The sequence below is a fragment of the Acinetobacter sp. 802_lipA genome, assembly GCF_058242885.1.
Window position 1 is genome coordinate 2,478,733 of the sequence record NZ_JBZAYP010000001.1, and the last position, 26,859, is coordinate 2,505,591.

Below are 26,859 nucleotides of genomic sequence, written 5' to 3' on the forward strand. Positions count from 1 at the left end.
GCTTACATAAAGCCTTCAATCGGTAGCCAAGAAACGACTTTGAGACCAGCGCGTTTAAACCAATTCATTTTTGGTTCAGTGGTATAGGTTTTGGTAGAGCCATCAGCTTGTTTGATTTGCCAGTTAATGTTTTTGTTTGCATCTAGGACCAGCTTATAGGCATATTTACTGAGGTTTTGGTCCATGGTGTAGTGTACCGCTTTGGCCAGCGGCGGACTGTTCAGTAAAACCCCAATTTCTGTATTTAAGTTGGCAGAGCGGGGATCAAAATTAAATGAACCAATAAAAACCTGTTTCTCATCAATGGCCATGAGTTTGGCATGCAGACTCGAGCGGCTTAATCCTTTGATGCTGACTTTGGCTTTTTTGGAAATTTCTTCATTGTTTTCGTTTAGGGCTTCGGCCGCAGGTGTGGCTAAAAACTCATAGAGTTGAACACCGCTTTCCAGCAAGTCTTCACGATATTTTCCATAGAAAGCATGTACCAACGGCACATCATTGGCTTTAAATGAGTTGGTCAGTACGCGAACTTGAATGTCACTTTGAGCTAGGTTTGCCAGATGTTTTTTGCCTTTACGTTCAGGCACAAAATAGGCCGAAATAATGTCGATGCTTTCCATTGGCTTTTCTAAATGGGTTTGCAACTGGAAGTTTAAATGTTCTTCTTTTTTCGCACGAGACTTGGTTTTGCTTGGTGAGTCTTTCACCACTTCGGCTTTGACCCAATCGAACTGGATACTATCATTTAACCAGTGTTCAAAGGCCTGTGAACGATTGGCCAGATCCAAATAATTTTGTACGGTCACTTCCTGATAGTGCTGCTCTAACTGGGTTTTTAAACCTTCATAACGCAAGCTGTAATGGTTGGCGTTGACAATTTGACGCACTGGAAAGGCATAGTCGTCATTCCAGTATTCATCGAAGGAATGCACAATTTCATCTGAGGCAGAGCCGACCAACATCACATCAACATCTGAAAACTGATAACTGTCGCTGACGTTATAATATTGATTGCTCATGTTACGCCCACCAATCAACGAAATTTGATTATCGGCAATGAAGCTTTTGTTGTGCATCCGGCGGTTGATGCGTTTTAGATTTAAGACCATATCCATCGCACGATAGTGACGGAAGCGGTAGGGGTTATACAGTTTGATGTCAATATTGGCGTGCTGATCGAGCGCCAAATAAATGCCTTCCATTTTCTTGGCATTGTTATCATCGATTAGTAATCGAACCTTCACCCCGCGATCAGCGGCTTTCAAAATAGAATAAAGCGCTAAAGAACCAATACGATCGTTGTCCCAAATATAGTATTGTAGATCTAAGGTTTTTTCTGCCTTATCAATAAGATGGATACGCGCGGCCAATGCTTCTAGTGGATTATAGAGAATATGGAAACCTGTAAGGCCTGGATTTTGTTCACGTAAAGGCAGTACGATTTTGCCTAAACTGGTTTGATCGGTTGGCAAATCAAAGGCATAGACGGGCGTCTGTGGGATTTGTTTGGGTAAGGTGTTACACGCTGGGACAGTCAAAACCATACAGCTCAGCAACAACAGTTTGGCACCTTGCTGAGTCGAAGATGAGCGGAATAAAGTTTGTTTCGCTAAGCCGTGAGGTTTTTCCATCGTCATAAGGTCTATAAATTTGGTTTGAGTATAATTCTGAGCTGTGAAAAGATAAACAGAAGATTATGTGTTCTTGATGAACAGTTTGTGAGTAAAAGTCTATGATGAATATACACTCCGTCGTGTTCTATTTTTATATTGCGATGGCCTTGCTTGCGGGGTGGGCGGTGTATCAGGCATGGATCAGTCAAACCAATACGGAGACTATTCATCCGTTTAAAGCCTTTGTGCATTTGTTGGCTTTTTATCTCTCTTATTTACTCATTCCTTTGTTTTTCTTTAGCTTATATGCCGGCTTTCAGGGCTATTATTCATGGCATGAAGCTATTTTTGTGTTTTTGGTTAGTGGTGTGCTGTGTTATGCACGTTTCATCGAACCGCATTTTGTACATGTCAAAACCACTCAATATCAAATCCAAGAAGATTATAAATTACTCAAACCTGTTCGTATTGCCTTAATTGCCGATCTACATATTGGTCTATTTTCAGGGCATGAGCGACAACTGAAAACAATCGTCAAACGACTGAATGAACAAAAACCTGATTTGGTGGTGGTTGCAGGGGATTGGACATATGAACCTGAAAATACACTGGCAGAAGAATTAGAAGTATTGCAAGAAATTAATGCGCCAGTCTATTCGGTCAATGGCAATCATGATGAACAATATCCAGGCCCGCCGATTCAAAATTTGTTAAGACATGCTTTGAAGGTGAATAATGTGATTGATATTGAAGGTCAGATTGTTGAATTTGAAGAGTTTCGTTTGATTGGAGTCGGAGATTTGTGGGCAGGTAAGGCGGATATGCGTTTTATGCCGCATTTACCGCAGGACAAACCATGGGTCATCTTATCGCACAATCCAGACACGGTCGATATGATACCCGCTTTACCCAGCCGTCCTTTAATGCTTTCGGGTCATACCCATGGTGGTCAAGTTGAACTGCCATGGCTCACAGACTATGTAATGAAAAAAGTATCTATATTAGGACACAAAAAAGGCTTGTACCGACATGAACATGCGGATGTGTTTGTCACGGTTGGAACAGGTATGGTGGGTGTGCCGTTTCGTTTTCGCGTACCACCGACGATCGATATTATTGAACTGATTTAAGTTGGGTTTAGAACCAATAAAAAATAAAGCTTAAAACCAAAATGACCACAGCCAAGACGATCCAAAGGTTGTGATTTTTTGTATGAAGCGCTTGTAGGTCTTGTATTGCATCGAGGTTATTCACTGCTGTGCTATGCGGGCTTTGTGGCTGTTGTTGTGTAAAGCTCTGTCCTTCAGACACAAGGGAGCTGCGGTGTCTTAATTCAGCGGTTGATATGCGTTGTTGTTGATGTCGTTTATGGCGATACATGCTTTTTAGTGCAGCATCATGCCGCTTCGTGAGTTCAGTCACGATCTCTTGTGCATCATCGTATTGAAAAGCGGTATGTGTGGCGATGTATTGAATGGCTTGAATAATTTTATTTTCTTCAACTAATACGATGACATCAAGGAGTTGTTCATTGGTGAGTTGTTGTATTTTTTCATCCATTTTTCGGTCCTATTCATCTGTATCTCTCTCTATTTTTGAAGTAAAACGACAGATTTTAAATATGGTTTTTGTAGCGTTTGTTAAAGCATTGGTATAAAAAAACCAGCATCACTGTGCTGGTTTTTAGACATCAAATTCAGGGTCAAATTTGATTATTTACATCATCATTTTTGGTTTCACGGATCATTAAGAACGCACATAAAGACAGTAGTGATGCCGCCGTGAGGTAGTAACCTACTGCGTGTAAACCGTAGGTGGTTGCAAGCTTGGTGGCAATGAGAGGTGCAAATGATGCCCCAAAGATCCCCGCAAGGTTAAAGGTTAGTGCTGAACCTGTATAACGAACGGATATTGGAAAAATTTCAGAGAGCACAGTACCAATTGGTCCATAGGTTAAACCCATGATGGATAAACCAATACACAGGAACAAGAACACAACAAGGGTACTGCCTGATTCCAACATGCTTGAGAACACTAAACCAAATAACGCCGCAGCAACACAGACAGCAATAGATGTGGTTTTACGACCAAATTTTTCCGCTAAAACTGCTGACAAGGGGATGAATGCAGCAAAGCACAGGGTTGCGACCAGTTGAAGTTGTAAGAACTGTTCGCGGGTGTAACCCAGCTGTTTGGTACCCCATTGCAAAGCAAATACCGTCGTGAGGTAGAACACCACAAAGGTACAAATGGCTGCAATGGTACCTAAAATCAACATGCCCCAGTGTTTGGTGATCACTTCTTTAAACGGAATGTTAACTTCTTTTTGCTTGTCTAAAACTTTCTGGAATGCAGGAGTTTCATGTAGTTGTAAACGAATCCATAGGCCTACAATCACCAGTAATGCACTCGAGATAAAGGGAATACGCCAGCCCCATGTCATAAACGCTTCTTCAGTCATAAAATGACCCAGCGTCAAGAATGAACCCGTTGCTAAAATAAAGCCAATCGGTGCGCCCAGTTGGGGGAACATGCCATACCAAGCACGTTTACCTTCAGGTGCATTTTCTGTGGCAAGCAATACCGCACCCGACCATTCACCACCTAAGCCGAGTCCTTGACCTAAACGACACAGTGCAAGTAGTAATGGCGCGGCAATTCCAATTTGTGCATAGGTGGGTAATAAGCCGATACACACGGTTGAAAGTCCCATGGTCAGCAAAGCTGCAACCAAGGTCGCCTTTCGGCCGATACGATCACCTAAATGTCCAAACAGTGCAGCACCAATCGGGCGTGCAATAAAGGCAATCGCAAAGGTTGCTAATGACTGAATTGTAGCGGTCATCGGGTCGGTACTTGCTGGAAAGAACAAATACGGAAAAATGATGACTGCAGCAGTCGCATAAATATAAAAATCGAAGAATTCGATTGTGGTACCTACGAGACTGGCTGTAAGTACGCGAAATTTTGAGTTTACAGGCTGCTGTTTTTCAGCAACAGCAGTATTTAATGACGCCATGGTAGACCTTACACTTAAAAAATAGTCGAACTGAGTTTTAAAAGCGTCATCTTTTTAAAAAAGGCGTAATTTTTTAAAAAAATACGAATGTTCCTCGGGCAGACTGCGGAATTAGGGTTACTAAAAAATGTAGTGTGCGCGGGTTATATCACGTAAAGATAGATGGACAGGAAATGTGATCCTGCACCAATCAATACAAAAATATGCCAGATAGCGTGCGTATATCTTACCTTTTTTAGCGCATAAAACAATGCACCGATGGTATAGGAAAGTCCACCAATGATTAAAAAAGTCAAAGCAGGTTTAGATAAAAAGCGTTGCATATCATCCATTACCAGCACAGCCAGCCATCCCATGAGCAGATAAGCAATCAGTGAAATTTTTTCAAAGCGATGAATGAAAACTAACTTGAATAGTGTACCAATGATTGCAATCACCCAAAGTGCAATGAGTAGGTAATGGGCTTTTTGTGTGGGCATTGCAATAGACAAAAATGGAGTGTAGGTGCCCGCAATCAGATAATAAATGGCAGTGTGATCTAATTTTTTATACCAGCCGCGACGCTCTGGAGATTCGGCAAAATGATACAAGCTTGATGCGGCAAATAATAAAAATAGGCTCAAAGCATAGACCCACAGCCCGATCCACTGCGCTGTTTCTAAGTAAGATCCTTTGATAATCAATAAAATACCCGCTATGAGTGCAAGACCTGCACCAATAGCATGGCTAATAAAGTTGATTTTTTCTTCAACTGGATCGTAGTTTACAACAGGGCGAGCGCTCATAAGTCATGTGCATTTTTATAAAATATACAACTGTATCGTAATTCAAATTTGCATTTAGCGTAAGACGCTTTAAAATTTAATCGCAATTCTTTTTTTGGTTTCTATTATGACCGTTTCGGTATCGTCCTTTGCACAAGAGCAGCAATTCCTTCAGGCCTTTCAGCAAGCGCTTGAATCTCAAAGTTTTGATCGGATGATTCTGAGTCAATATCAGGGTGAACTAGAGCAACTCGAGAAGATGACTTTTCGAGTCGTCATGTTGCAAGGACAGCCTGTATTGAGCTGTTTATATCGCCATAAAACCCAAGATGTCACCAAAAATTATTCATTAGACATAGCACTTGAAACGGTAGCTGCACTGTTGGCGCGGTGTAAACAAGCCAATTTGATGACGACTGAACAAGAGTGGCAACTGAAGAAGAACAAGAAGAAAGCCATGCTGACGCAAAGTAAAAATAAAACGGCAGCCAAAGCTTTTGAGCAGCAAGGTCATGACCGTGTCAAACAGCGTTTTGTCGATCAAGACAGTTATTTCTTACAGCCTCTAGGCATTACCGATGCAAAATCGCACATCATTCCCAGTATGGCGCGTAAGTGGAAGCAGATTAATAAGTTTGTCGAAATTTTCTCAGGGGCATTAAGTCATATTCAGCTGCCTGAACAACTGCGCGTGGTCGATTTTGGCTCAGGAAAGGGCTACTTAACCTTTGCTTTGTATGATTATTTGCTAAAGCAAGATCTGAATCCTTTTGTGACTGGGGTTGAGCTAAACAGCAAGATGGTAGAATTCTGTCAGGAGGTTGCGAACAAGTCGGAGTTTCAGCAACTTGATTTTTTTCAGGGCGATGTTCGGACGTACCAACCTGAACGCCTCGATGTGATGATTGCGCTGCATGCGTGCGATGTCGCGACTGACTTTGCGATCCATACGGGTATTCGTTTAAATGCTGAAATGATCATGTGCGCGCCGTGTTGTCATAAAGAATTACGCCCACAGCTGAAAGCTCCGCTCGTGTTACAACCGATGTTGCAGTTTGGCATTCATGCGGGACAGCAAGCTGAAATGCTGACGGATACTATTCGTGCCTTATTACTCAAAGCCTATGGCTATGAAACCAAAGTGTTTGAGTTTGTAGCACTTGAGCATACCAGCAAGAACAAAATGATTTTGGCAACCAAGCGTAAGGACTATCAAGCGCCCGATGTTGCTGTCTTGGCACAAATTCAAGCCTTGAAAGAGATGTATGGTATTCAAAAGCACTCACTGGAATTGCTGTTGAATGATCAATGGGATCAGCAAGATGTAGGCTATAAATGCTGATTTGAACATCACCTTTTAGTGCAATGACTAATACAGAGATGATTTATAGGGAAATGAAAATGCCGAGCTTGAGAATTACACACGGAACATGGGAAGAGTTGCAACATGCTGCGAAAATGATTCGTGAGCAGGTCTTTATTCAAGAGCAAAACATTGCTGCTGAAGATGAATGGGATGAGCAAGATGAAATCGCAGTTCATTTTGTGGTCTATGAACAAGATCAAGCCATCGCCACCGCACGACTTTTGCAAAATCATAGTATTGGTCGTGTTGCAGTTTTGAAGTCACATCGTGGTTTGGGCGTAGGCAAAGTTCTGATGCAGGCGGTGATTGCATATGCTCAACAGCAACAGCGTCCATTTTTAGTCTTATCCTCTCAAGTACATGCGCAAGCGTTTTATCAGGCTTTGGGCTTTATGCAAGAGGGTGAGGAGTATTTGGATTGTGGTATTCCGCATATCCATATGCGTTTATCATCCATAAAAAAGCCCTGATCTTTCAGGGCTTTTTTATTAGTCACAGCATATTAGTGACCATGTTCAGACGACATTTTCGCGTGTTCATCGGCATTCATACTGTGCTCATCAGCGGTTGCATGTTCTGTGGTATCTTCAGAAGCTGCTTGAGCTTTTGCTTCACGCGCTTCTTTATCCGCTTGTGCTTTGGCCATGGCTTCTTCAGACATCGCAGGCGCATTTTTAAAGGCATGTTGCTGAGAGTTTTGCTGCGTTTGCTGACTTGGCATATAGTCAGGCTCATTGGTAATCGCAAGGTAGAAGATACCTAAGAAAATCCCACTTAAAATGAAAGCAATAATCAGTGCTTTCCAACCCCATGGTGATTTTTCAGGAGAAGTATTGTCAGTCATGTGCAACAGCCCAATTGAATAAAAATAAATCTAAAACTATGTAACTTTATAACACAAAAAACTACGTCGAGCTTGAAAAGAATGCACTAAAATAAGTCAAAATTAGATGCTGAATCAGCAGGTTAATTTTGTTGTGTGCTGAGAACATAAAAAAGGGATCTGCCGATCCCTTTTTTAAGGTGGAAGTTTTAGCGAATCTGATCCGATGATACCGACTCAACCAGACGTTGCGGTGCTTTGAAACGCTCACCGTATTTCGCTTCAAGTTCATTGGCACGTTGTACAGCTTGGTCTAAACCATATTGATTTAAAAACTGAATTGCACCACCTGTCCACGGCGCAAAACCAATCCCAAAGATCGAACCGATATTGGCGTCAATCACAGATTCAAGAACATTTTCTTCATAACAACGTAAAGTATCTAGTGATTGTACAAACAGGAAGCGGTCTATCATTTCTTGTTCAGAAATATCTACGTCTTGCTTCCAATGGTTCAAACCCTCCCAAAGATGCTTTTTCCCACCTTCCGGGTAATCATAGAAACCTGCACCAGCAGCTTTACCTTTACGGTCAAAAGTATGAATCATGGTTTGAATCACATCATCTGCACCTGAACTAGGTAAATCTTTACCTTCAGCTTGAAGCGCCTTACGGGTTTCATTGGCAACATGTTCAGAAAGTGTCAATGCAACTTCATCTTGAATGGCTAATGGGCCAACTGGCATGCCTGCTTTGAGTGCTGCCATTTCAATACGAGCTGGATGTACACCTTCATGCAGTAAACGCAGACCTTCCTGAACAAAAGTACCAAATACACGACTGGTGAAGAAACCACGGCTATCATTCACAACAATCGGAATTTTGCCAATTTGCTGTACATAGTCATATGCTTTTGCCAAAGTTTCAGCAGAAGTGTTTTTACCTTTAATAATTTCAACCAATTGCATTTTATCGACTGGACTAAAGAAATGCAGACCAATGAAATTTGCTTGATCTTTCGATGCATTTGCCAAACCAGTAATCGGTAATGTCGAAGTATTTGAAGCCATCACACCACCTTCTACAAGGAATACTTCGGCTTCTTGAGTGACTTTCGCTTTGAGTTCTTGATTTTCAAATACAGCTTCGATAATTAAATCACAGCCTTTTAAATCTTCCGCAGATGCTGTTGCTGTAATTAAACTTAAAACCTGATCACGTTTTTCAGCCGTCATACGACCTTGAGAGACCTTTTTATCCAGTAGCTTTTGGCTATAGGCTTTACCTTTTTCTGCATTTTCTACAGAAACATCTTTCAGTACAACGGGAACCCCTTTGATTGCTGTAGAGTAAGCAATACCTGCCCCCATCATACCTGCACCAAGTACACCGACTTTGCTTGCTTGCCATTTTGCAACGTCTTTAGGACGACTCGCACCTGCCTTAATTGCATTCATTCCATGCCAAAAAGTACCGATCATGTTTTTTGAAACTTGACCTGTGGCAAGATAAGTAAAGTAACGTGATTCAATAGTCAGCGCTGTATCAACATCGACTTGCGCACCTTCAACCGCTGCCGCCATGATCGCTTCAGGTGCAGGATAGCAACCTTTAGTTTTATCACGGAGCATCGCTGGAGCAATCGCCAGCATTTGCGCAACCGCAGGTGTTTTAGGATCACCACCCGGAATTTTATAACCTTTTACATCAAACGGTTGTTGTGATTTTGGATGTTCTTTTACCCAAGCGATGGCTTTATCCATCAACTCTTCAGGTGTTTCTGCAATGTCTTGAATTAAACCGAGAGATTTTGCTTTATCCACACCAAACTGCTTACCTTCCATTAAGAATGGAAAAGCATTTTGTAGACCTAAAAGGCGTACCATACGCACGATACCACCACCCCCTGGCAGTAGACCTAAAGTCACTTCAGGCAAACCAAACTTCGTTTTAGGATCATTCAATGCAATACGTGCATGACACCCTAAAGCGATTTCCCAACCACCACCTAAAGCTGTACCATTCAATGCTGCAACGACAGGAACACCTAGAGTTTCGATATAGCGAAACTCTGCTTTCATTTTCTGAATCATTTCAAAAAATGGAGTGGCATCTTCCAAACGTGCTTGAATTAACTCATCTAAATCGCCGCCTGCAAAGAAAGTTTTTTTCGCTGAACGAAAAATAATCCCTGTAATAGAAGTTTCAGATTTCAGTTTAGAAACAATATTTTCCAAAGCTACACGGAAATCTGCATTCATAGTATTTGCAGATTGGTTTGGAGAATCTAAAGTTAGAATAATAATGCCATCGTCATTTTTTAAATATTGAATTGCGCTCATAAAGTTTTTATCCAAATGATTTTTTGAACTTGAAATGTATACTTCTGCATAGTTGTATGAATTTTCAGCATCGCAGAGTCATTCCAAATTTATTTTAATTTCGGGTTTAACCTTCGGTTCGACCTACTTTTGTTTCGGCAAAAGTAGGCAAAACCATTGTCATACGCAAAACCTGTTTTAATTACTATTCCTATCGAAAGGATTGCAAAAACATTAGATTCAAAAAATGGGTAGGTTGCGTATGACTGATTTGTGTATCAAATGCTCAATAAAATTTAGGTGGTTATACCAACTCAATAATGGTCGCAATACCCATGCCACCACCCACACATAATGTTGCCAAACCACGCTTTTTGCCTTGACGCTCTAATTCATCCAGTAATGTTCCAAGAATCATTGCACCCGTCGCACCCAATGGATGTCCCATCGCAATTGCACCACCATTTACATTAACTTTCTCAGCAGGTACTTTTAATTCCGTCATAAAACGCATCACCACTGATGCAAATGCTTCATTGACTTCAAATAGATCAATATCGTCAATCGTTAAACCAGCTTTTGCCAATGCTTTACGAGCAGCAGGTGCAGGTCCTGTCAGCATAATGGTTGGATCTGAACCCACCAATGCGGTCGCCAATACTTTGGCACGTGGTTTTAAACCTTGTTCTTTGACCGCTTTCTCGGAAGCAAGTAATACAAGTGCCGCACCATCAACAATACCCGATGAGTTTCCTGCGTGATGTACATGGTTAATTTTTTGCGCTTCGGGATATTGTTGTAATGCAATCGCATCAAAACCCATTGCCCCCATCATTTCAAAACTTGGATTGAGTTTTGCTAAACCTTCTGCTGTTGTTGACGGTTTGATAAATTCATCTTGATCTAAAATGGTCACACCGGCTTTGTCTTTAATAGCAACCACTGATTGATTGAAATAACCCGCAGCTTGCGCAGCTGCTGCTTTGCGTTGCGAATTTGCAGCAAATGCGTCGACATCTGAACGTGTATAACCATCCAATGTTGCAATTAAATCTGCACCAATCCCTTGCGGAACAAAGTGTGATTTTAAATTTGTTTCAGGGTCTAATGCCCATGGCCCACCATCTGAACCCATTGCAATACGTGACATCGACTCAACACCACCTGCAACAACCACATCTTCCCAGCCTGAACGTACTTTTTGCGCAGCCATATTGACCGCTTCTAAACCTGATGCACAAAAACGGTTGATTTGCACACCTGCAACATCATTGTCCCAACCCGCAGCAATTGCCGCAGTTTTAGCAATATCACCACCTTGGTCTGCAATTGGAGTAACACACCCCAAGACAATATCGTCTACTTTAGAGGTATCTAAGTGATGGCGATCTTTAAGTTCATTCAATAATGTTGTCAGTAAAGTAATCGGCTTTACTTCATGCAATGAACCATCTTTCTTTCCTTTTCCGCGTGGTGTGCGAATGGCGTCAATGATATAAGCCTCGCTCATAGCTGTTCCTTGTTATGACTTTTAAGTTGTTATGCATTTGAGTGTACAAATTAATGGCTGTGATGCAATGACTAGAACGGGTCAGGTCAGATGAGTCTTTTTGCCAATAGACTGAAGAGTTGAGCATAAAAAAACCCAAGATCGAAATCTTGGGTTTAGCAATGTGCCGAACCGTCGTTAAACTAGAAAATTAGTGATAGCCGTGTAGTTGGCGATATAAACCGGGTGTGACCCCAGTCCACTTTTTAAATGCACGGTGGAAGGTACTGGTTTCACTAAAGCCCACTTGTTGTGCCACATCTTCTAAAGTCAAACCTGGGTTCAATAGTAGGTGGATCGCGGCATCACGACGTAATGCATCTTTCACGCCTTGGTAACTTTTACCTTCAGCAGCTAAGCGGCGACGCAACGTTTGTGGAGATAAATACAGCATAGAAGCCACATCATTCAGAGTTGGCATTTCCTCACCAATTTGGCTCTTCAATACATCACGAATACGTGAAGTGAGTGAGTTGGTGTTTTTAAATTTCACCAACAACTGTGCAGGCGCGGCTTTTAAAAACTCTTCTAACGTTTCTTCATTTTGACGAATTGGTAAGTCCAAATAATCTGCCGCAAAAGTGATTTCGGTACGCGGCATGTCGAACTGCATCACAGGTGCGAAGAACAGGGCATCATACTCATCTGCATGAGTCGGACGTTCATAACCAAAGTGCACACGTTCCAGCGGTAAACGACGTTCAATCAACCAAGACGCGAGACCGTGCCAAATCATCAGCATACTTTCGGTAATGAAGTGATCTGGATCCATCGATTTTGGAATCTGAGGAACAAGACGAGCTTCGTGCTTGTCGCGTTCTAAGGTCACCGACCACTCATCACCAAACAATTTATAAAACTGTGAAGACAGTTCTAAAGCATCACCTAAGGTTTTGGCATGAATAATCAACTGACACATGATGGCAAACGTACCTAAACGACGTGGTTGCTTATCGAAGCCAACATGTTCGTCTTGGGTCACCATCCATAACATTTTAACGAAGCGAGTATATTGTTCTGGAGAAATACGGGCTTTAGGTTGACGCAGCAGTTCTGCCTCAATCCCTACGTGAGAAAGTAATGTTTCGACATCCATGCCGAGACGTTTTACGCCAGTTAAAGCCGCATTGACGAAATGGATACTAATGGTATCGCGGCTCATATTTAATCCTTCAGTCTCTTTTATATTCACTTGCGTTTGACCTAAATGACGCTAAAAAAAGTATTTTAGGCAATTTACACTAAAGTTTTTTGCCTTTTTACATGTTAAATTGCCGAAATGATCAAGGTAAATGGCTGAACATGACATTGTTTTGTTGCTTTTATATTTCTAAAATAGCTAAAAAATCAACATAAAAAGAGAAAATAAACATGGATATGGCATTGAAAGGATTGAAAGTTCTCGATTTTTCTACACTTTTACCTGGACCTTTTGCAACAATGTACTTAGCAGACCTAGGTGCAGAAGTGATCCATATCGAGTCTCCAACCCGCCCAGATCTGATCCGTTTAATGCCACCTTATGCCAATGGACAGGCCACTGCACATAGTTATCTCAACCGAAATAAGCATGCTGTCGCTCTGGATTTGAAAGATCCTGCCAATATTGAACTGATCAAATCGAAAATTTCAGACTATGACATTGTGATTGAACAATTCCGTCCAGGTGTGATGCAAAGATTAGGGCTCGATTATCAGACCTTATCTGAAATTAATCCGCGCTTGATCTATTGTTCCATTACGGGTTATGGGCAAACAGGAGGGTATCAAAATAAAGCAGGACACGATATCAACTATGTGGCTTTGTCAGGTATCGCGGGACATAGTGGCCGACAGCACAGTGGACCACCACCAATGGGGATTCAAATTGCGGATATTGCAGGCGGCTCTTTGCATAGTGTGATTGGAATTTTAGCCGCAGTAATTGAAAGACAGCGGAGTGGTTTGGGACAGTATATTGATATTTCCATGACCGACTGTGTGGTGGGACTCAGTAGTATGGCCGCAGCTGCGAGCTTAGCAGGGCAGGAAAAACAAGGGCCCGAGCAAAGCTATCTCAATGGTGCGACTTTTTATGACTATTATGAAACGCAAGATGGGCGTTATTTATCGATTGGGAGTTTGGAGCCACAGTTTTTAAATGGACTGGCCCAGATTTTAGAATTGCCGATTGTGGCTGAAAAAGGAGCCTCACTGGCAACCGAAGACCGTCAGGTGGTGAAACAAGCAATAAAAGACAAAATTAAAACTCAAGATTTTGCCACGTGGAACGCAATTTTTCAGCAGCAAGATGTCTGCGTTGAGCCTGTATTAAAGTTGGATGAAGCACTCGATTCGCAGTTGGCTAAAGATCGTGCGTGGGTGGTTTCTGTACCTTTACAAGAGGGGAGTACAAAAAGCGAACAACAATTAGCTTGTCCAATTAAGTTTTCACGTTCAAAAATAAGATATGAATTTATAGGCAAACCACTTGGTTTTGATTTCTTGTAAATATCATATAACGATAATTTGGATGGATTTAAAACAACAAAACGTCATAAAATGGGTTTTTATACAAATAAAGCGTATCATATCGATTAGTTGTAATTTTGTAAGAAAGGTCACCAATTATGAATAAATGTAAAAGAAGTTGGTGTTTTAACCTCAGTCTCTTAGCGCTCAGTTGCTGCTTTCAAAGTGTGTATGCTGCAAATGCCTTTGAGGCAGAAAGTCCTTGGATGCTGGGTGACTGGAATGGTCAGCGCAGCGCATTGCAACAAAAAGGCTACGACTTTAGCTTTGGCTATACGGGTGAAATGGCAACGTTGCTCGATGCCTCACATTCTTCAAGTCATGGTACCGAATATGCAGACCAGTTTGCATTTGGTACGCACTTCGATTTAGACAAGATTTTGGGCTGGCAGGATACTGAGGCCCAAATCACCATTACCCAGCGCAATGGGCGTTCACTTTCTCAAACATCCGATGCTTTAGATGGGCATTTAAGTTCCACTCAAGAAGTGTGGGGACGTGGTCAAACGTGGCGTTTAACCGATTTGTGGATTAAGAAAAAGTTCATGGATCAAAAGTTAGACATCAAAGTCGGTCGTTTTGGTGAAGGTGAAGACTTCAACAGTTTCGACTGTGATTTCCAAAACCTTGCGCTCTGTGGCTCTCAAGTTGGTAACTGGGTCGGTGATCAGTGGTACAACTGGCCTGTCAGCCAGTGGGCTGCGCGAGTCAAATATAACCTTCGGCCAGACCTATATGCACAAGTCGGGGTATATGAATATAACCCTGAAAACTTAGAACGTGGCAAAGGCTGGAACTTAAGTACCGATGGTTCGCAGGGTGCCATTATTCCTGCTGAAGTGGTGTGGTCTCCTCAGTTCGGGGCTGAAAAATTACCCGGCGAATATCGTGCGGGTTATTACTACAGTTCGGCAGATGCCACAGACATTCAAAACCCACAGCAAACCTCACATAAACAAGGCGGCTGGGTTGTTGCCAAGCAGCAACTCACAGCACATCACGGTGATGCTGCGCGCGGTTTGACAGGTTTTGTGAATCTCACACTACATGATTCAGATACCAATACGGTTCGTGACATGCAGAACATTGGTTTGGTCTATAAAGGCGCTTTTGATGCTCGCCCTCAAGACGAAATCGCGATTGGCCTAGCCCGTATTAATATCAATGATGATGTCAATGACGCGAATATTGCCAATAACAGCGTCGATGCCCGTGGCTTACAAAGTGAAGAATATGATGCCGAGATTTACTACGGTATACATGCAGCTAACTGGTTAACCATTCGTCCCAATATCCAATATATCCACCATGTAGGCGCGTATAAAAATGGTGAAAATGCATGGGTCGGCGGAATTAAATTCCAGACCGCATTTTAGTTTCTAGATCGATAAGTATTTGTCCAGCAAGGTTGATAAATACTTTTAACGGTTGTTCAAAGCATAAAACTGTTCGAAATAAGTCGTTTGGACAGATACTTAAAATCTAAAAACTGTCTAGGTGCTCATATCGATATTAAAACGATATGAGCTTTTAACAGAATCTAAGAAAAAGGTGGTCAATATGAGTACTCCGTCTTCAGGTTCAGGGCTTAAAACTTTTACAGCTGTGATTGCTGTGATCTTTGGTTTAGTCCTGCTGATAGGAGGGATTTATCTTGCAGTGCTTGGTGGGTCTTGGTACTACATCATTGCAGGTTTACTCTTCATCGCGACTGCAGTTCTACTGCAAAAATTAAAAAGTACGGCATTAATCGTTTATGCGTTGCTGGTCTTGGGTACGGTGATTTGGGGCTTATGGGAAGTGGGTTCAGACTTCTTTGCCTTGGCACCACGTTTAGATATCCTTGGTTTATTTGGCTTATGGCTACTCATTCCAGCGGTTACACGCGGTTTTGACAACGCTAAAAGTGCAAAACTGGTTTTAACAGGTTCACTGGCAATTACTATTGCAGTGATGATCTATGCTGTATTTAATGACCCTCAAGAAATTCGAGGTGAACTAAGCAGCAAGCAGCCTGCAACCGCGCAGTCCATTCCAGGTGTTGCTGATGGCGACTGGCCTGCATATGGCCGTACTCAATCGGGCTTGCGCTATTCTCCTTTAACGCAAATTAATTCTGAGAATGTTAAAGATTTAAAAGTCGCTTGGACCTATAACACAGGCGACTTTAAAACAGAAAATGACTCTGGTGAAACCACCAATCAGGTCACCCCAATTAAAGTTGGGGACAATATGTATATCTGTACCACGCACCAAAAACTTGTTGCACTTGACCCTGCTACAGGTAAGGCGAAATGGACTTTTGATCCGAAACTCAAAGCGGACAATACTTTCCAACATTTAACCTGTCGTGGCGTGTCTTATTATGATGCGAACAATACGGCTGGTTTTGAAGCCAGCTTGCAGAATAAAAAGTCATCGTCTGCGCTATGTCCACGTAAAGTAATCTTACCTGTGAATGATGGCCGTTTGGTTGCTATCAACGCTGATACTGGTGAGCGTTGTACTGACTTTGGTAAAAATGGTGAAGTTGACTTACAAAAAGATATGCCATTCCCTTATCCGGGTGGTTATATCCCAACTTCTCCACCTGTGGTCACAGGCACGACGATTATTATTGCAGGTTCAACCACAGATAACTATTCAACTGAAGAACCTTCAGGTGTAATCCGTGGTTATGATGTGAATACGGGTGCATTGTTGTGGGTCTTTGACACAGGTGCAGAAGATCCGAACGCGATTCCAGCTCCGGGTCAAAAGTATGTTCAAAACTCACCGAATGCATGGGCACCATTAGCCTATGATGCAGCTCTGGATATGGTTTACATTCCAACGGGTGTGGGTACGCCAGATATTTGGGGCGGTAATCGTACTGAGTTGCATGAGCGTTATGCCAACTCAATGCTGGCACTGAATGCTTCAACAGGTAAGTTGGTGTGGAATTTCCAAACCACGCATCATGATTTGTGGGATATGGATGTACCATCACAACCGACATTGACGGACATTAAAGATAAGTCAGGCAAAATGGTTCCTGCCATTTACGTATTAACGAAAACAGGGAATGCCTTTGTTCTAGACCGTCGTACTGGTGCAGCCATTGTTCCAATTACAGAAAAACCTGTACCACAAACAGTGAAACGTGGGCCACAAACCAAAGGTGAGCGTTACTCTGCGACACAACCTTTCTCAGACTTTGACCTTGCGCCAAAAGAGAAACTGACGGATAAGCAAATGTGGGGCGCAACCATGTTTGACCAGTTAATGTGCCGTGTGTCTTTCCACAAACTGAATTATGACGGTATTTATACCCCACCTTCAGAAAATGGAACTTTGGTTTTCCCAGGCAACTTGGGTGTATTTGAATGGGGCGGTATGTCCGTTAACCCTGATCGTCAAATTGCGGTGATGAATCCAATCGGTTTACCGTTTGTATCTCGACTCATTCCAGCCGATCCAAACCGTCCGAAAACAGCCAAAGGTGCAGGCACCGAAGCGGGTGTACAACCGATGTATGGTGTGCCTTACGGTGTAGAGATCAGTGCGTTCTTGTCTCCATTTGGTTTGCCATGTAAACAGCCAGCTTGGGGCTTTGTGGCGGGTGTAGATTTAAATACCCACGAAGTTGCATGGAAACGTCGTATTGGTACGATCCGTGACAGCTTACCAGGAATTCAATTACCACCATTTAAAATGGGGGTGCCTATGCTTGGTGGTTCAATCTCAACTGCGGGGAATGTAATGTTTGTCGGTGGTACGCAGGATAATTATATCCGTGCCATCAACGTGACCAATGGTGATGAGCTTTGGAAAGGTCGTCTACCAGCAGGTGGTCAAGCAACACCAATGACTTATGAAAGTAATGGCAAACAGTATGTGGTCATTATGGCGGGTGGTCATGGTTCATTTGGCACCAAGATGGGAGATGCTTTGGTGGCGTATGCCTTACCAGATACAAAATAATCCTCTGTAGTCATTTAAACTTTCAAATAGTCTGATTCGTCAGGCTATTTTTATGTGCAGTCGGTTTAAAAGAGCAAAGTAAGGACGAGGAAAGAATATAAAAATTGAGATTTATCCAGAAAGCCGGGTTTAAAATTTGCGCAGTAGCAATGGATGGGCTAGTGTGTCTGTGATAGGCTGAACGGGGTTAGCTGAATAATGTATAAGTATCTAATAAAAAATACTTTAATCAGAAAAAACCTTTAGGATTAGGGACAAACTGTACATCTACTTATCCTTATCAATAAAACAGCTATGAAATATGTAAAAAACGCATTTTGTTGATAGTTTAAATCTCGTTATGCTGTCAGCCGTTATAATGAAACTACTAGCTGTACGCCATGTATTTATATACTGATTTCGATCAGCAACTGATCAATGAACGTGTTGCACAGTTCCGTGACCAAACGGAACGTTATTTAGCTGGAAAACTCACTGAAGATGAGTACCGCCCATTACGTCTTCAAAACGGTCTCTATGTACAACGCTATGCGCCAATGTTACGTATTGCTGTGCCTTATGGCTTAATGAACTCAACGCAATTGCGCAAAGTTGCACAACTTGCAACTGAGTTTGACCGTGGTTATGCACACGTTTCAACGCGTCAGAATATTCAGTTTAACTGGCCTGCGCTAGAAAATGTTCCAGACATGCTTCAAGAGCTAGCTTCTGTACAAATGCATGCAATCCAAACTTCGGGTAACTGTATTCGTAACACCACCACAGACCAATATGCAGGTGTGGTTGCTGGTGAAGTGGCTGACCCACGTCCCACGTGTGAATTGATCCGTCAATGGTCAACCTTCCACCCAGAATTTGCTTTCTTGCCACGTAAGTTCAAGATTGCGGTATCAGCACTTGAAGAAACCGATCGTGCAGCGACCTCATTCCATGATATTGGGGTGTATATCGTTAAAAATGAAGCGGGCGAAATTGGTTATAAAATTAAAGTCGGTGGAGGCTTAGGTCGTACCCCGGTGATTGGTAGTTTCATTCGTGACTTCTTGCCGCGTGAAGACCTGATTGCTTACTTAGAAGCCGTACTGCGTGTTTATAACTTACATGGTCGCCGTGATAACAAATACAAAGCACGTATTAAGATTTTGGTGAAAGCGTTGACGCCTCAAGTTTTTGCTGAAAAAGTCGAAGCTGAGTTTGCGCACACCATTAAAACTTTAAAAATTCAGCCTGAAATTTTGCAGAAATTAGACGAAGAATTTATACCGTTTGATTATCAAGATTATGCAGATGAAGACTTTTCTGAGCAGTTTGCTGCGCATCCCAAATTCAAACAGTGGTTCAATATCAATACCAATGCGCATAAAGTGAAGGGCTACCGTATTGTAACGATTTCGTTGAAACGTACGGGTATTGCACCGGGTGACATGACCACGCAAGAGATGAATTTGATTGCAGACCTTGCAGACAAATACACCTTTGGTGAACTGCGGACCACGCATGAGCAAAATATTTCTTTGGTAGATGTGCCACAGAAGGATTTATTTGAACTGTGGACTATTCTTGAGAAAAACAATCTAGCGCGTGCACACATCGGTTTCTTAACCGACATTATCTGCTGCCCAGGCGGTGACTTCTGTTCACTGGCAAATGCGAAATCGATTCCTATTTCAGAAGCGATTTCACGTCGTTTTGATGACTTAGATACCATTTATAACCTTGGCAAACTGGATCTGAATATTTCAGGTTGTATGAATGCATGTGGTCATCACCATGTGGGCAACATTGGTATTTTAGGTGTAGACAAAAAAGGCGCTGAATTCTACCAAATCACTTTGGGTGGTAATGCCGATCATGATGCTTCAATTGGTGACATTTTAGGCCCTTCATTTGCAGCTGAAGTTGTGCCAGACATCGTTGAAGAAATTTTAAATACTTATCTTGACCTTCGTGCTGAGGGTGAAGAATTCATTGATACTTATCGCCGTGTAGGCATTCAACCCTTTAAGGAGCGTGCATATGCTTAATACAGCACTACAAGTCCTCTCTAAAGATGGCTCGATTGCAGACAATACTTATCAAGTGATTGGTGAAGATGGTGTTTTACCGCAAGGTGATGTGGTTTTAACGGTTGAGCAGTTAGATCAATTAGCTGAAGTTTCGGGTAAAAAAGCACTACTGGTTACAGTCGATGCTTCTCCTGAAACGCATGAGTTCCCTTTAGATCAGCTAGATGCCATCTTTATTGATTTTGCCGGTTTTAACGATGGTCGTGGCTATTCATTTGCAGCGCTATTACGTCGCCAAGGTTTCCAAGGTGAACTACGTGCAACAGGTGATGTGTTTAAAGATGTCTTGAACTACATGAAACGTTCAGGCTTTGATACCTTTGTCATTAAAGAAGGTAAAGACATTCTTGAGGCTGCAGCGGGTTTAAATGATTTTAGAAATCCATATCAAGCATCAACAGCCGTTGCACACGCCAGTTATCAAACGGGCGCTTAAATTTTCAAGTGAATAAAAAGCTGGACTTCGGTTCAGCTTTTTTGTATTTATATGCAGCATTTTTGATGAACAAATTGAAGCAAAAGAAGCAGGTAAATTGGACATGATGGCACTTTTTGCAAAAATTAATCCCGGTGTCATTTGGTTACTTATTGCTATTGCTACAGATGTGCTTTCGACTTTTTATTCCGCCAAAGGTAATGGCTTGGTCAATAAGTTGGATCAAGGCATTGCACTAGTACTTTATATGATTTCTTTTGCGTGTGCAGCCTATGCCTTGAAATTTATGCAAGCGGGAATTTTATATGTGCTGTGGTCTGGCATTGGTGTCATCGCTACAGCACTCCTTGCTAAAGCATTTTTAGGGCAGAACATCGATTTGGCTGGATGGCTCGGTATTGGTTTTATTACCGTGGGGCTCACTATTATTGCGCAATTTTCAAATATTGATGTTTAAAAAGAAGATGCATTTTATCCTTCTTCTAATTGGCAATTCACCATCCATTTCACTCCAAATTGATCGGTAAATGCACCATAGAGTGCGCCCCAAAAGGTTTTTTCTAGAGGCATCTCTATTTTTCCATTGACTGAAAGTGCATCAAATAAGCGTTTTGCATCGGCTTGTTCATGGGCATCCAAGTTAATCGAAATATAATGGTTGTTGCCTACAGTAAAGACAGTATTGCTTTGGGCACAAAACTGATCGTTGGTATCCGAAGCCATCAAAATCGTGCTGGCATTGATGGGAAGTGAAACATGCATGATTTTTTGTTGATCAGCGTCAGAAAGGGCGACTGAACTTTCATCTGAAGGTAAGTCTCCATAACGCATGAACGTTGCAAACTCTCCACCAAAGACAGATTTGTAAAAATTAAAAGCGGCTTCAGTTTGACCATCAAAGTTGAGGTAGTGATTCAGTTGCATTATCTTATCCTTGTTGTTTTTTTCGACGTTATTTTAACAAGTCGTTGAGATCGCCCCTAATACAATCTTGTAATAAAAAATCCCTCGCAGTCGAGGGATTTTCATAAATGCCGCTTTTATATCAGCTAATCATCCAATCTTTTATTGTATAAAATATGTCAATAAAAGAAAGTTGCTTGAATCTTAAAGTAATTCAATCGCTACAGCAGTCGCTTCACCACCGCCGATGCAGAGTGCCGCAATCCCTTTTTTACCACCTGTACGTTTAAGCGCATGAATTAAAGTCAGGATAATACGTGAACCAGTTGAGCCGACAGGGTGACCCAATGCGCAAGCTCCACCATTGATGTTCACTTTTGCTGGATCAAGTTTGAAGTCGTCGATTGGACACATAGTTACCATCGCAAAAGCTTCATTGATTTCCCAAAGGTCTACGTCCTGCGCATTCCAACCTGTTTTCTTAAGCACTTTTTCAATTGCACCGACTGGTGCAATGGTGAACTCTGATGGATGTTGTGAATTCGATGCATAAGCCACAATTTTGGCTAATGGTGCTAAACCTTTGTTCGATGCATTTTCTGCTGAAGTTAAAACTAGTGCGGATGCGCCATCCGAGATTGAACTTGCATTTGCTGCAGTGATGGTGCCGTCTTTAGCAAAAGCAGGACGAAGGCTTGGAATTTTTGCAATGTTGGCATTGAACGGTTGTTCATCTTTATCAACGACAACATCACCTTTGCGAGATGAAACTGTCACAGGCACGATTTCATCGGCAAAGTAACCTTCGTTGACCGCTGTTTGTGCGCGCTCTAAAGAGCGAATCGCGAAAGCATCCATTTGCTCACGCGTATAGCCACGGGTATTGGCCATATCTTGTGCAAAAGAACCCATCAATCGACCTGTTTCAGCATCCTCTAAACCGTCAAGGAACATGTGGTCTTTAACATCGCCATGCCCCATACGGTAGCCGGCGCGTGCTTTGGTTAAAATATAAGGTGCATTGGTCATCGACTCCATGCCACCTGCAACCACGATATTTGCCGAACCTGCTTTGATCATATCCGCACCTTGCATTACCGCTTTCATGCCAGAACCACATAATTTATTGATGGTCACGGCACCTGTTGAATCAGGTAAACCTGCTTGGCGCATAGCTTGACGTGCTGGACCTTGCTTTAATCCTGCAGGTAGAACACAGCCCATGATTACTTCTTCTACATCGTTTGCGTGTAGGCCAGCACGAGCAATCGCTTCTTTAATCGTCACAGCACCGAGTTCTGGAGCGGTCACACTTGCTAAACTGCCTTGAAAACCGCCCATTGCCGTACGTGCACCATTTACAATCACGATGTCTGTCATTTTCTTCTCCGAATCACTTATACGTTTTGTTGGAAACTTAAGCAGTATATGTAAATTTACTCGAGAGAAAAGCTGAAAACGTGATTATGGACTCATGGGTCTAGTTACAGGTATTGATGAGTTCAGTTCGGATCTGCCCCATTTTGCTCATGACCAGTTTAAAGTGATCCTGACTTTGTATAGAGCAGTAATAGAAGGTTCCATTTGAGCCAAGGGGGAGGCCATTTTCAGCTTTGAAGCTTAAAGATGGAAGAGTGAGTGCGCCACGCCAATCAAGATTGCCATATTTGAGCTGCTGTTGTTCTGTCCGAATAATCGTTTCGCTGGTATCTACTCGTCGGTTTTTATTATTATCGATAAATACAATAAAGCCTGTGTTCCATTGATGATTCTGACATTGAACGAGGTCTTGACTTGGACAAATGGTGATATTTTGACGTTGCAGGTTGGCCATGTTTTTGGCTGCCTGAATACTATTTCGTAATGTATTCAGTGTTTTGCTGCGCTCTTGTGAGGCCATATACTGATGAAAGTGAGGAAGCGCGATTGTACAAATGATCATAATAATGCTAATAGTGATCATGAGTTCAAATAAGGTGAACCCTTTTTTATTGATAAAAAACATATGGTTATCCAGTTTTATTGTTGTGGGCTATTTTTTATTTATTAAAGCTTTGTTTATCAAACAAATTTTATACATAATTAGTAGTACTCAACTTGTTTAAAAAGCTGTTAAAATGTAAGACAAGTGAAAATAAGCTATTCGCAAGTAAAAATTGAGTAAAAAATTACCGAATTACAACGGAAATTGTAAGTAATTTTGTCAATAATTTACTTGATTAAAGTTATCAAGCACTTGGAAAAAAAATAAAGTGTTTGTATGATTCATTGCGAATAGCTTAAAAATAAAACTGGGGTATAAAAAAGCCTATCTCAGAATGGTTAAATAATTTTAAGCTTAAGCTTGAAAAACAATTGTTATCTCTGGAGGATAAATCCATGAAAATGAGTCGTATTGCATTAGCAATGCTCGTAGCTGCTCCTTTAGCTGCTGCAAACGCGGGCGTAACTGTTACTCCATTAATGCTTGGTTACACTTTCCAAGACACTCAACATAATAATGGTGGTGATCATTTGACTGATTCAGCTCAAATGGATGATGACCTATTTGTTGGTGCTGCACTTGGTGTAGAGCTTACTCCTTGGTTAGGTTTTGAAGCGGAATACAACCAAGTTAAAGGTGACATGGTTGACCAAGCGAATGCTGAATACAAGCAAACGCAAATCAACGGTAATTTCTATGCTACTTCTGACTTGATTACTAAAAACTACGACAGCAAAATCAAGCCATATGTACTTTTAGGTGCTGGTCACTACAAATACGAGTTTGATAACGATCTAGGTCGTGCTGGTCGTGGCCTTAAAGAAGAAGGTACTTTAGGTAATGCTGGTTTCGGTGCTTTCTGGCGCTTGAACGATGCTTTGTCTTTACGTACTGAAGCTCGTGCTACTTACAATATCGATGAAGATTTCTGGAACTACACAGCACTTGCTGGTCTTAACGTAGTTCTTGGTGGTCACTTGAAACCTGCTGCTCCAGTAGTAGAAGTTGCTCCAGTTGAGCCAGTTGCTCCAGTTCAACCACAAGAGTTAACTGAAGACCTTAACATGGAACTTCGTGTGTTCTTTGATACAAACAAATCAAACATCAAAGACCAATACAAGCCAGAAATCGCTAAAGTTGCTGAGAAGTTAGTGGAATATCCAAATGCTACTGCTCGCATCGAAGGTCACACAGACAATACTGGTCCACGTGCATTGAACGAACGTTTATCTTTAGCTCGTGCTAACTCTGTTAAATCGTCTCTAGTAAACGAATACAACGTTGACCCAGCTCGTTTGTCTACTCAAGGTTTCGCTTGGGACCAACCGATTGCTGACAACAACACTAAAGAAGGCCGTGCTATGAACCGTCGTGTATTCGCGACAATTTCTGGCAGCCGTACAGTTCAAGCTCAATAATCTGAGTTTTAACTAAAAAACGACTCTTCGGAGTCGTTTTTTTATGTCTAAAATAATGAAATTTATGTTAACTCAAATCGTTGAAAATAAACTCAAGCTCAATACAAGAGCCTTTAAGGCTTACGGTGGTCATGGTTAGTTACGTATAGGATATTAAATACAGTTAGAAGTATTTAATTTTAGAGGATGAATATAAGAAGAATGAAAAGTGGATTTTCGTCACTCATGCTTCACGACATCGATAATAATTTTGCCTTTAGAATGAATGGATATTTCTAATGATTTAGTTTTATAAAGATTTGTTTGCCAGCGAGATAATATTTCTGGCTTGATATTTAGGGGGCTAGGAATTTGATAGAGATCAGTACTCAATGAACCGTAACATTTAGTTATTGCTGTGCGAATTGAGAGGCTAAATTTTTACAACCTAGATATGTAAATTGTTAATCGTATAAGTGAGCGGATGCTGGTTGCAGAATATTAACTAAGTTTAGGCTAGATCCGAGTCATAACTATCGATTCTATGTAACTTCAATAATTAAACTGTCTTATTGAAAATTGCGTTATTAATTTATGCTTTACGGCTTTAGCAAATGGATAAATGATAATAAAAAAACAGCCCGAAGGCTGTCTTTTATGATGAAAGGATTTTATTCGCGATCAGGATTCATTGGACTGACATCCATTTCTTGGTAAGAAACCAGTTTGGTTTTGTATTTCCATTTATAACCAAGCCAAATTGTCAAGAATAAGAAAATACCAATATAGGTCGATAAAACAGAGAGCCATTCGCCATCAAGTACTGCTTGGTAGTTTTGACCTAAAACAACAATGGCACATAGAATAAAGGCAAACCACGGTGCAAATGGGAAGAATTTTGCACGATAAGCTAAGTCTTCAACCTTATGACCTTGGGCAACATAGCCTTTACGGAAACGATAATGTGAAACAGCAATTCCTAACCAAACAATAAAGCCACACATACCTGACATGTTGAGCAGCCAATTAAAGACCTGTTCTTCTCCAATGAAAGTAGTTAAGAAGCAAAGTGCAGCAATTGCTGTTGTCGCATAAAGCGCATTCATAGGTACGCCGCGAGGGTCTAATTTGGCAAACACTTTAGGTGCACTGCCATTTTGAGCCATATTGAACAGCATGCGCGTCGATGAATACATCCCCGAGTTACCTGCCGATAGAATCGCGGTTAAAATCACGGCATTCATCACGCTGGCTGCAAAGGCAAACCCCGCTTTTTCATAGAGTAAGGTAAATGGAGAGAGTGCAATATTCTCTGATGAAGCTGCTTGTAGCAGAAGTGGATCATCATATGAAATGAGCGTGCCGATAATGAAAATACACACCACATAAAACAGTAGAATACGCCAAAAAATCTGTTTGATGGCAATCGGAATCGTCTTTTGCGGATCTTTCGATTCACCTGCAGCAACACCGACCATTTCGGTACCTTGAAACGAGAACCCTGCAATCATCGCCACACCAATCAGTGCCGATAAGCCACCAACGAAGGGCGCTTCACCTTTGGTCCAGTTGGCAAAAGTTGCAACACCAGGCGTCATCATGATTTTACCAATCATGAAAATACCAATGATGATAAACACAATGATGGCAAGGACTTTAACCAAGGAGAAGAAGAATTCACTTTCACCAAAGCCTTTGACTGTCAGTGCATTGATCCCAAAGACAACAGCTAAGAAGAGAGCACTCCAGTAGAAACCGGGCAGGTCGGGAAACCAGAATTTCATGATGAATTGAACTGCAACCAATTCAAATGCAACCGTAATGGCCCAGTTATACCAATAGTTCCAGCCAAGGGCGAAACCAAAACCGCCTTCAACATACTTGGTGCCATAGGTGAAAAATGCACCGGATGTTGGGTTGTGTGTTGCCAACTCACCCAGACTGGTCATGAGAAAGTAAATCATCACACCAATTAAGCAGTAGGCCAATAACGCCCCGCCAGGGCCAGCATTTGCAATGGTTGCACCTGAGGCAAGGAATAAACCTGTACCAATTGAACCACCAATGGCGATCATATTCAGATGGCGAGCTCCAAGCTTCCGCTTGAGTTGAGCTGGTTGAGTCGTTTCGCTCATCATTGTTCC

General features: G+C 41.8%; 22 protein-coding genes. 10 read left to right on the forward strand and 12 right to left on the reverse strand.

What is annotated here, in order from left to right; translation table 11 throughout:
- Positions 1–2: 2 nt before the first annotated feature.
- A complete protein-coding gene (locus tag AC4CU3_RS12295; RefSeq protein WP_413772691.1) occupies positions 3–1,544 on the reverse strand; it encodes a phospholipase D family protein in 1,542 nt (513 codons plus the stop codon).
- A 188-nt stretch (positions 1,545–1,732) separates the two neighbouring features.
- On the opposite strand from AC4CU3_RS12295, the gene AC4CU3_RS12300 reads away from it, so the two are divergent.
- On the forward strand, positions 1,733–2,743 hold the full coding sequence (locus AC4CU3_RS12300) for a metallophosphoesterase (RefSeq protein ID WP_010327455.1): 1,011 nt from the start codon (positions 1,733–1,735) through the stop codon (positions 2,741–2,743).
- Positions 2,744–2,750: 7 nt separating this feature from the next.
- On the opposite strand, the gene AC4CU3_RS12305 is transcribed toward AC4CU3_RS12300, so the two are convergent.
- The 3 genes from AC4CU3_RS12305 to trhA form a co-directional block, all read right to left on the reverse strand.
- Positions 2,751–3,173, reverse strand: a complete 423-nt coding sequence (locus AC4CU3_RS12305; RefSeq protein WP_010327454.1) for a hypothetical protein — start codon at positions 3,171–3,173, stop codon at positions 2,751–2,753.
- A gap of 142 nt (positions 3,174–3,315) precedes the next feature.
- Positions 3,316–4,632: an MFS transporter gene (locus AC4CU3_RS12310; protein ID WP_490738247.1), complete on the reverse strand. Its 1,317-nt coding sequence runs from the start codon at positions 4,630–4,632 to the stop codon at positions 3,316–3,318.
- Between the two features lie 143 nt (positions 4,633–4,775).
- Positions 4,776–5,417 (reverse strand): PAQR family membrane homeostasis protein TrhA, encoded by a 642-nt coding sequence (gene trhA / locus AC4CU3_RS12315; RefSeq protein ID WP_490738248.1) that lies wholly within the window; start codon positions 5,415–5,417, stop codon positions 4,776–4,778.
- Between the two features lie 106 nt (positions 5,418–5,523).
- On the opposite strand from trhA, the gene AC4CU3_RS12320 reads away from it, so the two are divergent.
- Positions 5,524–6,738, forward strand: a complete 1,215-nt coding sequence (locus AC4CU3_RS12320) for a class I SAM-dependent methyltransferase (RefSeq protein ID WP_490738249.1) — start codon at positions 5,524–5,526, stop codon at positions 6,736–6,738.
- Positions 6,739–6,797: 59 nt separating this feature from the next.
- Positions 6,798–7,232 carry a GNAT family N-acetyltransferase gene (locus AC4CU3_RS12325; protein WP_201952393.1) on the forward strand — a complete coding sequence of 145 codons (435 nt, stop codon included), beginning with the start codon at positions 6,798–6,800 and terminating at the stop codon, positions 7,230–7,232.
- 32 nt (positions 7,233–7,264) lie between these two features.
- On the opposite strand, the gene AC4CU3_RS12330 is transcribed toward AC4CU3_RS12325, so the two are convergent.
- The 4 genes from AC4CU3_RS12330 to AC4CU3_RS12345 all read right to left on the reverse strand — a co-directional run bounded on the left by AC4CU3_RS12330 (position 7,265) and on the right by AC4CU3_RS12345 (position 12,617).
- Entirely contained in the window at positions 7,265–7,606 is a 342-nt protein-coding gene (locus tag AC4CU3_RS12330; protein ID WP_490738250.1) for a hypothetical protein, read from the reverse strand.
- 188 nt (positions 7,607–7,794) lie between these two features.
- Positions 7,795–9,927, reverse strand: coding sequence for a 3-hydroxyacyl-CoA dehydrogenase NAD-binding domain-containing protein (locus AC4CU3_RS12335; protein ID WP_490738251.1), 2,133 nt, complete (start codon positions 9,925–9,927; stop codon positions 7,795–7,797).
- A gap of 283 nt (positions 9,928–10,210) precedes the next feature.
- Positions 10,211–11,416 (reverse strand): acetyl-CoA C-acetyltransferase, encoded by a 1,206-nt coding sequence (locus tag AC4CU3_RS12340; protein ID WP_058870228.1) that lies wholly within the window; start codon positions 11,414–11,416, stop codon positions 10,211–10,213.
- A gap of 190 nt (positions 11,417–11,606) precedes the next feature.
- A complete protein-coding gene (locus AC4CU3_RS12345; RefSeq protein ID WP_004695134.1) occupies positions 11,607–12,617 on the reverse strand; it encodes an AraC family transcriptional regulator in 1,011 nt (336 codons plus the stop codon).
- A gap of 209 nt (positions 12,618–12,826) precedes the next feature.
- Between AC4CU3_RS12345 and AC4CU3_RS12350 the strand changes: the two genes are divergently transcribed.
- The 6 genes from AC4CU3_RS12350 (at position 12,827) to AC4CU3_RS12375 (ending at position 20,888) form a co-directional block, all read left to right on the forward strand.
- A complete protein-coding gene (locus AC4CU3_RS12350; protein ID WP_490738252.1) occupies positions 12,827–13,945 on the forward strand; it encodes a CaiB/BaiF CoA transferase family protein in 1,119 nt (372 codons plus the stop codon).
- A gap of 119 nt (positions 13,946–14,064) precedes the next feature.
- The gene (locus AC4CU3_RS12355; RefSeq protein WP_490738253.1) at positions 14,065–15,342 is read left to right on the forward strand and encodes a carbohydrate porin; all 1,278 of its coding nucleotides are present in this window, start codon (positions 14,065–14,067) and stop codon (positions 15,340–15,342) included.
- A 184-nt stretch (positions 15,343–15,526) separates the two neighbouring features.
- Positions 15,527–17,929 carry a glucose/quinate/shikimate family membrane-bound PQQ-dependent dehydrogenase gene (locus AC4CU3_RS12360; RefSeq protein ID WP_490738254.1) on the forward strand — a complete coding sequence of 801 codons (2,403 nt, stop codon included), beginning with the start codon at positions 15,527–15,529 and terminating at the stop codon, positions 17,927–17,929.
- 380 nt (positions 17,930–18,309) lie between these two features.
- Positions 18,310–19,953: a nitrite/sulfite reductase gene (locus AC4CU3_RS12365; RefSeq protein ID WP_490738255.1), complete on the forward strand. Its 1,644-nt coding sequence runs from the start codon at positions 18,310–18,312 to the stop codon at positions 19,951–19,953.
- Positions 19,946–20,431, forward strand: coding sequence for a DUF934 domain-containing protein (locus AC4CU3_RS12370; RefSeq protein WP_279688374.1), 486 nt, complete (start codon positions 19,946–19,948; stop codon positions 20,429–20,431). Before AC4CU3_RS12365 ends, AC4CU3_RS12370 begins: the two co-directional genes overlap by 8 nt.
- A 103-nt stretch (positions 20,432–20,534) precedes the next feature.
- Positions 20,535–20,888 carry a DMT family transporter gene (locus AC4CU3_RS12375; RefSeq protein ID WP_005400248.1) on the forward strand — a complete coding sequence of 118 codons (354 nt, stop codon included), beginning with the start codon at positions 20,535–20,537 and terminating at the stop codon, positions 20,886–20,888.
- Positions 20,889–20,902: 14 nt separating this feature from the next.
- Here AC4CU3_RS12375 and AC4CU3_RS12380 read toward each other — a convergent pair whose 3' ends face one another.
- The 3 genes from AC4CU3_RS12380 to AC4CU3_RS12390 form a co-directional block, all read right to left on the reverse strand.
- Complete coding sequence (locus tag AC4CU3_RS12380; protein WP_234304545.1) at positions 20,903–21,355, reverse strand: VOC family protein; 453 nt, start codon at positions 21,353–21,355, stop codon at positions 20,903–20,905.
- A 183-nt stretch (positions 21,356–21,538) separates the two neighbouring features.
- On the reverse strand, positions 21,539–22,714 hold the full coding sequence (locus AC4CU3_RS12385) for a thiolase family protein (RefSeq protein ID WP_490738256.1): 1,176 nt from the start codon (positions 22,712–22,714) through the stop codon (positions 21,539–21,541).
- Positions 22,715–22,814: 100 nt separating this feature from the next.
- On the reverse strand, positions 22,815–23,339 hold the full coding sequence (locus AC4CU3_RS12390; protein ID WP_490738257.1) for a GspH/FimT family pseudopilin: 525 nt from the start codon (positions 23,337–23,339) through the stop codon (positions 22,815–22,817).
- A 374-nt stretch (positions 23,340–23,713) separates the two neighbouring features.
- Between AC4CU3_RS12390 and omp38 the strand changes: the two genes are divergently transcribed.
- Positions 23,714–24,736, forward strand: coding sequence for an outer membrane protein Omp38 (gene omp38, locus AC4CU3_RS12395; RefSeq protein ID WP_125274308.1), 1,023 nt, complete (start codon positions 23,714–23,716; stop codon positions 24,734–24,736).
- 650 nt (positions 24,737–25,386) lie between these two features.
- Here omp38 and AC4CU3_RS12400 read toward each other — a convergent pair.
- Entirely contained in the window at positions 25,387–26,850 is a 1,464-nt protein-coding gene (locus AC4CU3_RS12400; RefSeq protein WP_279698032.1) for an amino acid permease, read from the reverse strand.
- Positions 26,851–26,859: the final 9 nt, after the last annotated feature.

Excerpts from the sequence above, each read along its gene's own strand:
- AC4CU3_RS12295 (WP_413772691.1), bottom strand. The coding sequence starts at position 1,544 with ATGGTTTTGACTGTCCCAGCGTGTAACACCTTACCCAAACAAATCCCA.
- AC4CU3_RS12300 (WP_010327455.1), top strand. The coding sequence starts at position 1,733 with ATGATGAATATACACTCCGTCGTGTTCTATTTTTATATTGCGATGGCC.
- AC4CU3_RS12305 (WP_010327454.1), bottom strand. The coding sequence starts at position 3,173 with ATGGATGAAAAAATACAACAACTCACCAATGAACAACTCCTTGATGTC.
- AC4CU3_RS12310 (WP_490738247.1), bottom strand. The coding sequence starts at position 4,632 with ATGGCGTCATTAAATACTGCTGTTGCTGAAAAACAGCAGCCTGTAAAC.
- trhA (WP_490738248.1), bottom strand. The coding sequence starts at position 5,417 with ATGAGCGCTCGCCCTGTTGTAAACTACGATCCAGTTGAAGAAAAAATC.
- AC4CU3_RS12320 (WP_490738249.1), top strand. The coding sequence starts at position 5,524 with ATGACCGTTTCGGTATCGTCCTTTGCACAAGAGCAGCAATTCCTTCAG.
- AC4CU3_RS12325 (WP_201952393.1), top strand. The coding sequence starts at position 6,798 with ATGCCGAGCTTGAGAATTACACACGGAACATGGGAAGAGTTGCAACAT.
- AC4CU3_RS12330 (WP_490738250.1), bottom strand. The coding sequence starts at position 7,606 with ATGACTGACAATACTTCTCCTGAAAAATCACCATGGGGTTGGAAAGCA.
- AC4CU3_RS12335 (WP_490738251.1), bottom strand. The coding sequence starts at position 9,927 with ATGAGCGCAATTCAATATTTAAAAAATGACGATGGCATTATTATTCTA.
- AC4CU3_RS12340 (WP_058870228.1), bottom strand. The coding sequence starts at position 11,416 with ATGAGCGAGGCTTATATCATTGACGCCATTCGCACACCACGCGGAAAA.
- AC4CU3_RS12345 (WP_004695134.1), bottom strand. The coding sequence starts at position 12,617 with ATGAGCCGCGATACCATTAGTATCCATTTCGTCAATGCGGCTTTAACT.
- AC4CU3_RS12350 (WP_490738252.1), top strand. The coding sequence starts at position 12,827 with ATGGATATGGCATTGAAAGGATTGAAAGTTCTCGATTTTTCTACACTT.
- AC4CU3_RS12355 (WP_490738253.1), top strand. The coding sequence starts at position 14,065 with ATGAATAAATGTAAAAGAAGTTGGTGTTTTAACCTCAGTCTCTTAGCG.
- AC4CU3_RS12360 (WP_490738254.1), top strand. The coding sequence starts at position 15,527 with ATGAGTACTCCGTCTTCAGGTTCAGGGCTTAAAACTTTTACAGCTGTG.
- AC4CU3_RS12365 (WP_490738255.1), top strand. The coding sequence starts at position 18,310 with ATGTATTTATATACTGATTTCGATCAGCAACTGATCAATGAACGTGTT.
- AC4CU3_RS12370 (WP_279688374.1), top strand. The coding sequence starts at position 19,946 with ATGCTTAATACAGCACTACAAGTCCTCTCTAAAGATGGCTCGATTGCA.
- AC4CU3_RS12375 (WP_005400248.1), top strand. The coding sequence starts at position 20,535 with ATGATGGCACTTTTTGCAAAAATTAATCCCGGTGTCATTTGGTTACTT.
- AC4CU3_RS12380 (WP_234304545.1), bottom strand. The coding sequence starts at position 21,355 with ATGCAACTGAATCACTACCTCAACTTTGATGGTCAAACTGAAGCCGCT.
- AC4CU3_RS12385 (WP_490738256.1), bottom strand. The coding sequence starts at position 22,714 with ATGACAGACATCGTGATTGTAAATGGTGCACGTACGGCAATGGGCGGT.
- AC4CU3_RS12390 (WP_490738257.1), bottom strand. The coding sequence starts at position 23,339 with ATGTTTTTTATCAATAAAAAAGGGTTCACCTTATTTGAACTCATGATC.
- omp38 (WP_125274308.1), top strand. The coding sequence starts at position 23,714 with ATGAAAATGAGTCGTATTGCATTAGCAATGCTCGTAGCTGCTCCTTTA.
- AC4CU3_RS12400 (WP_279698032.1), bottom strand. The coding sequence starts at position 26,850 with ATGAGCGAAACGACTCAACCAGCTCAACTCAAGCGGAAGCTTGGAGCT.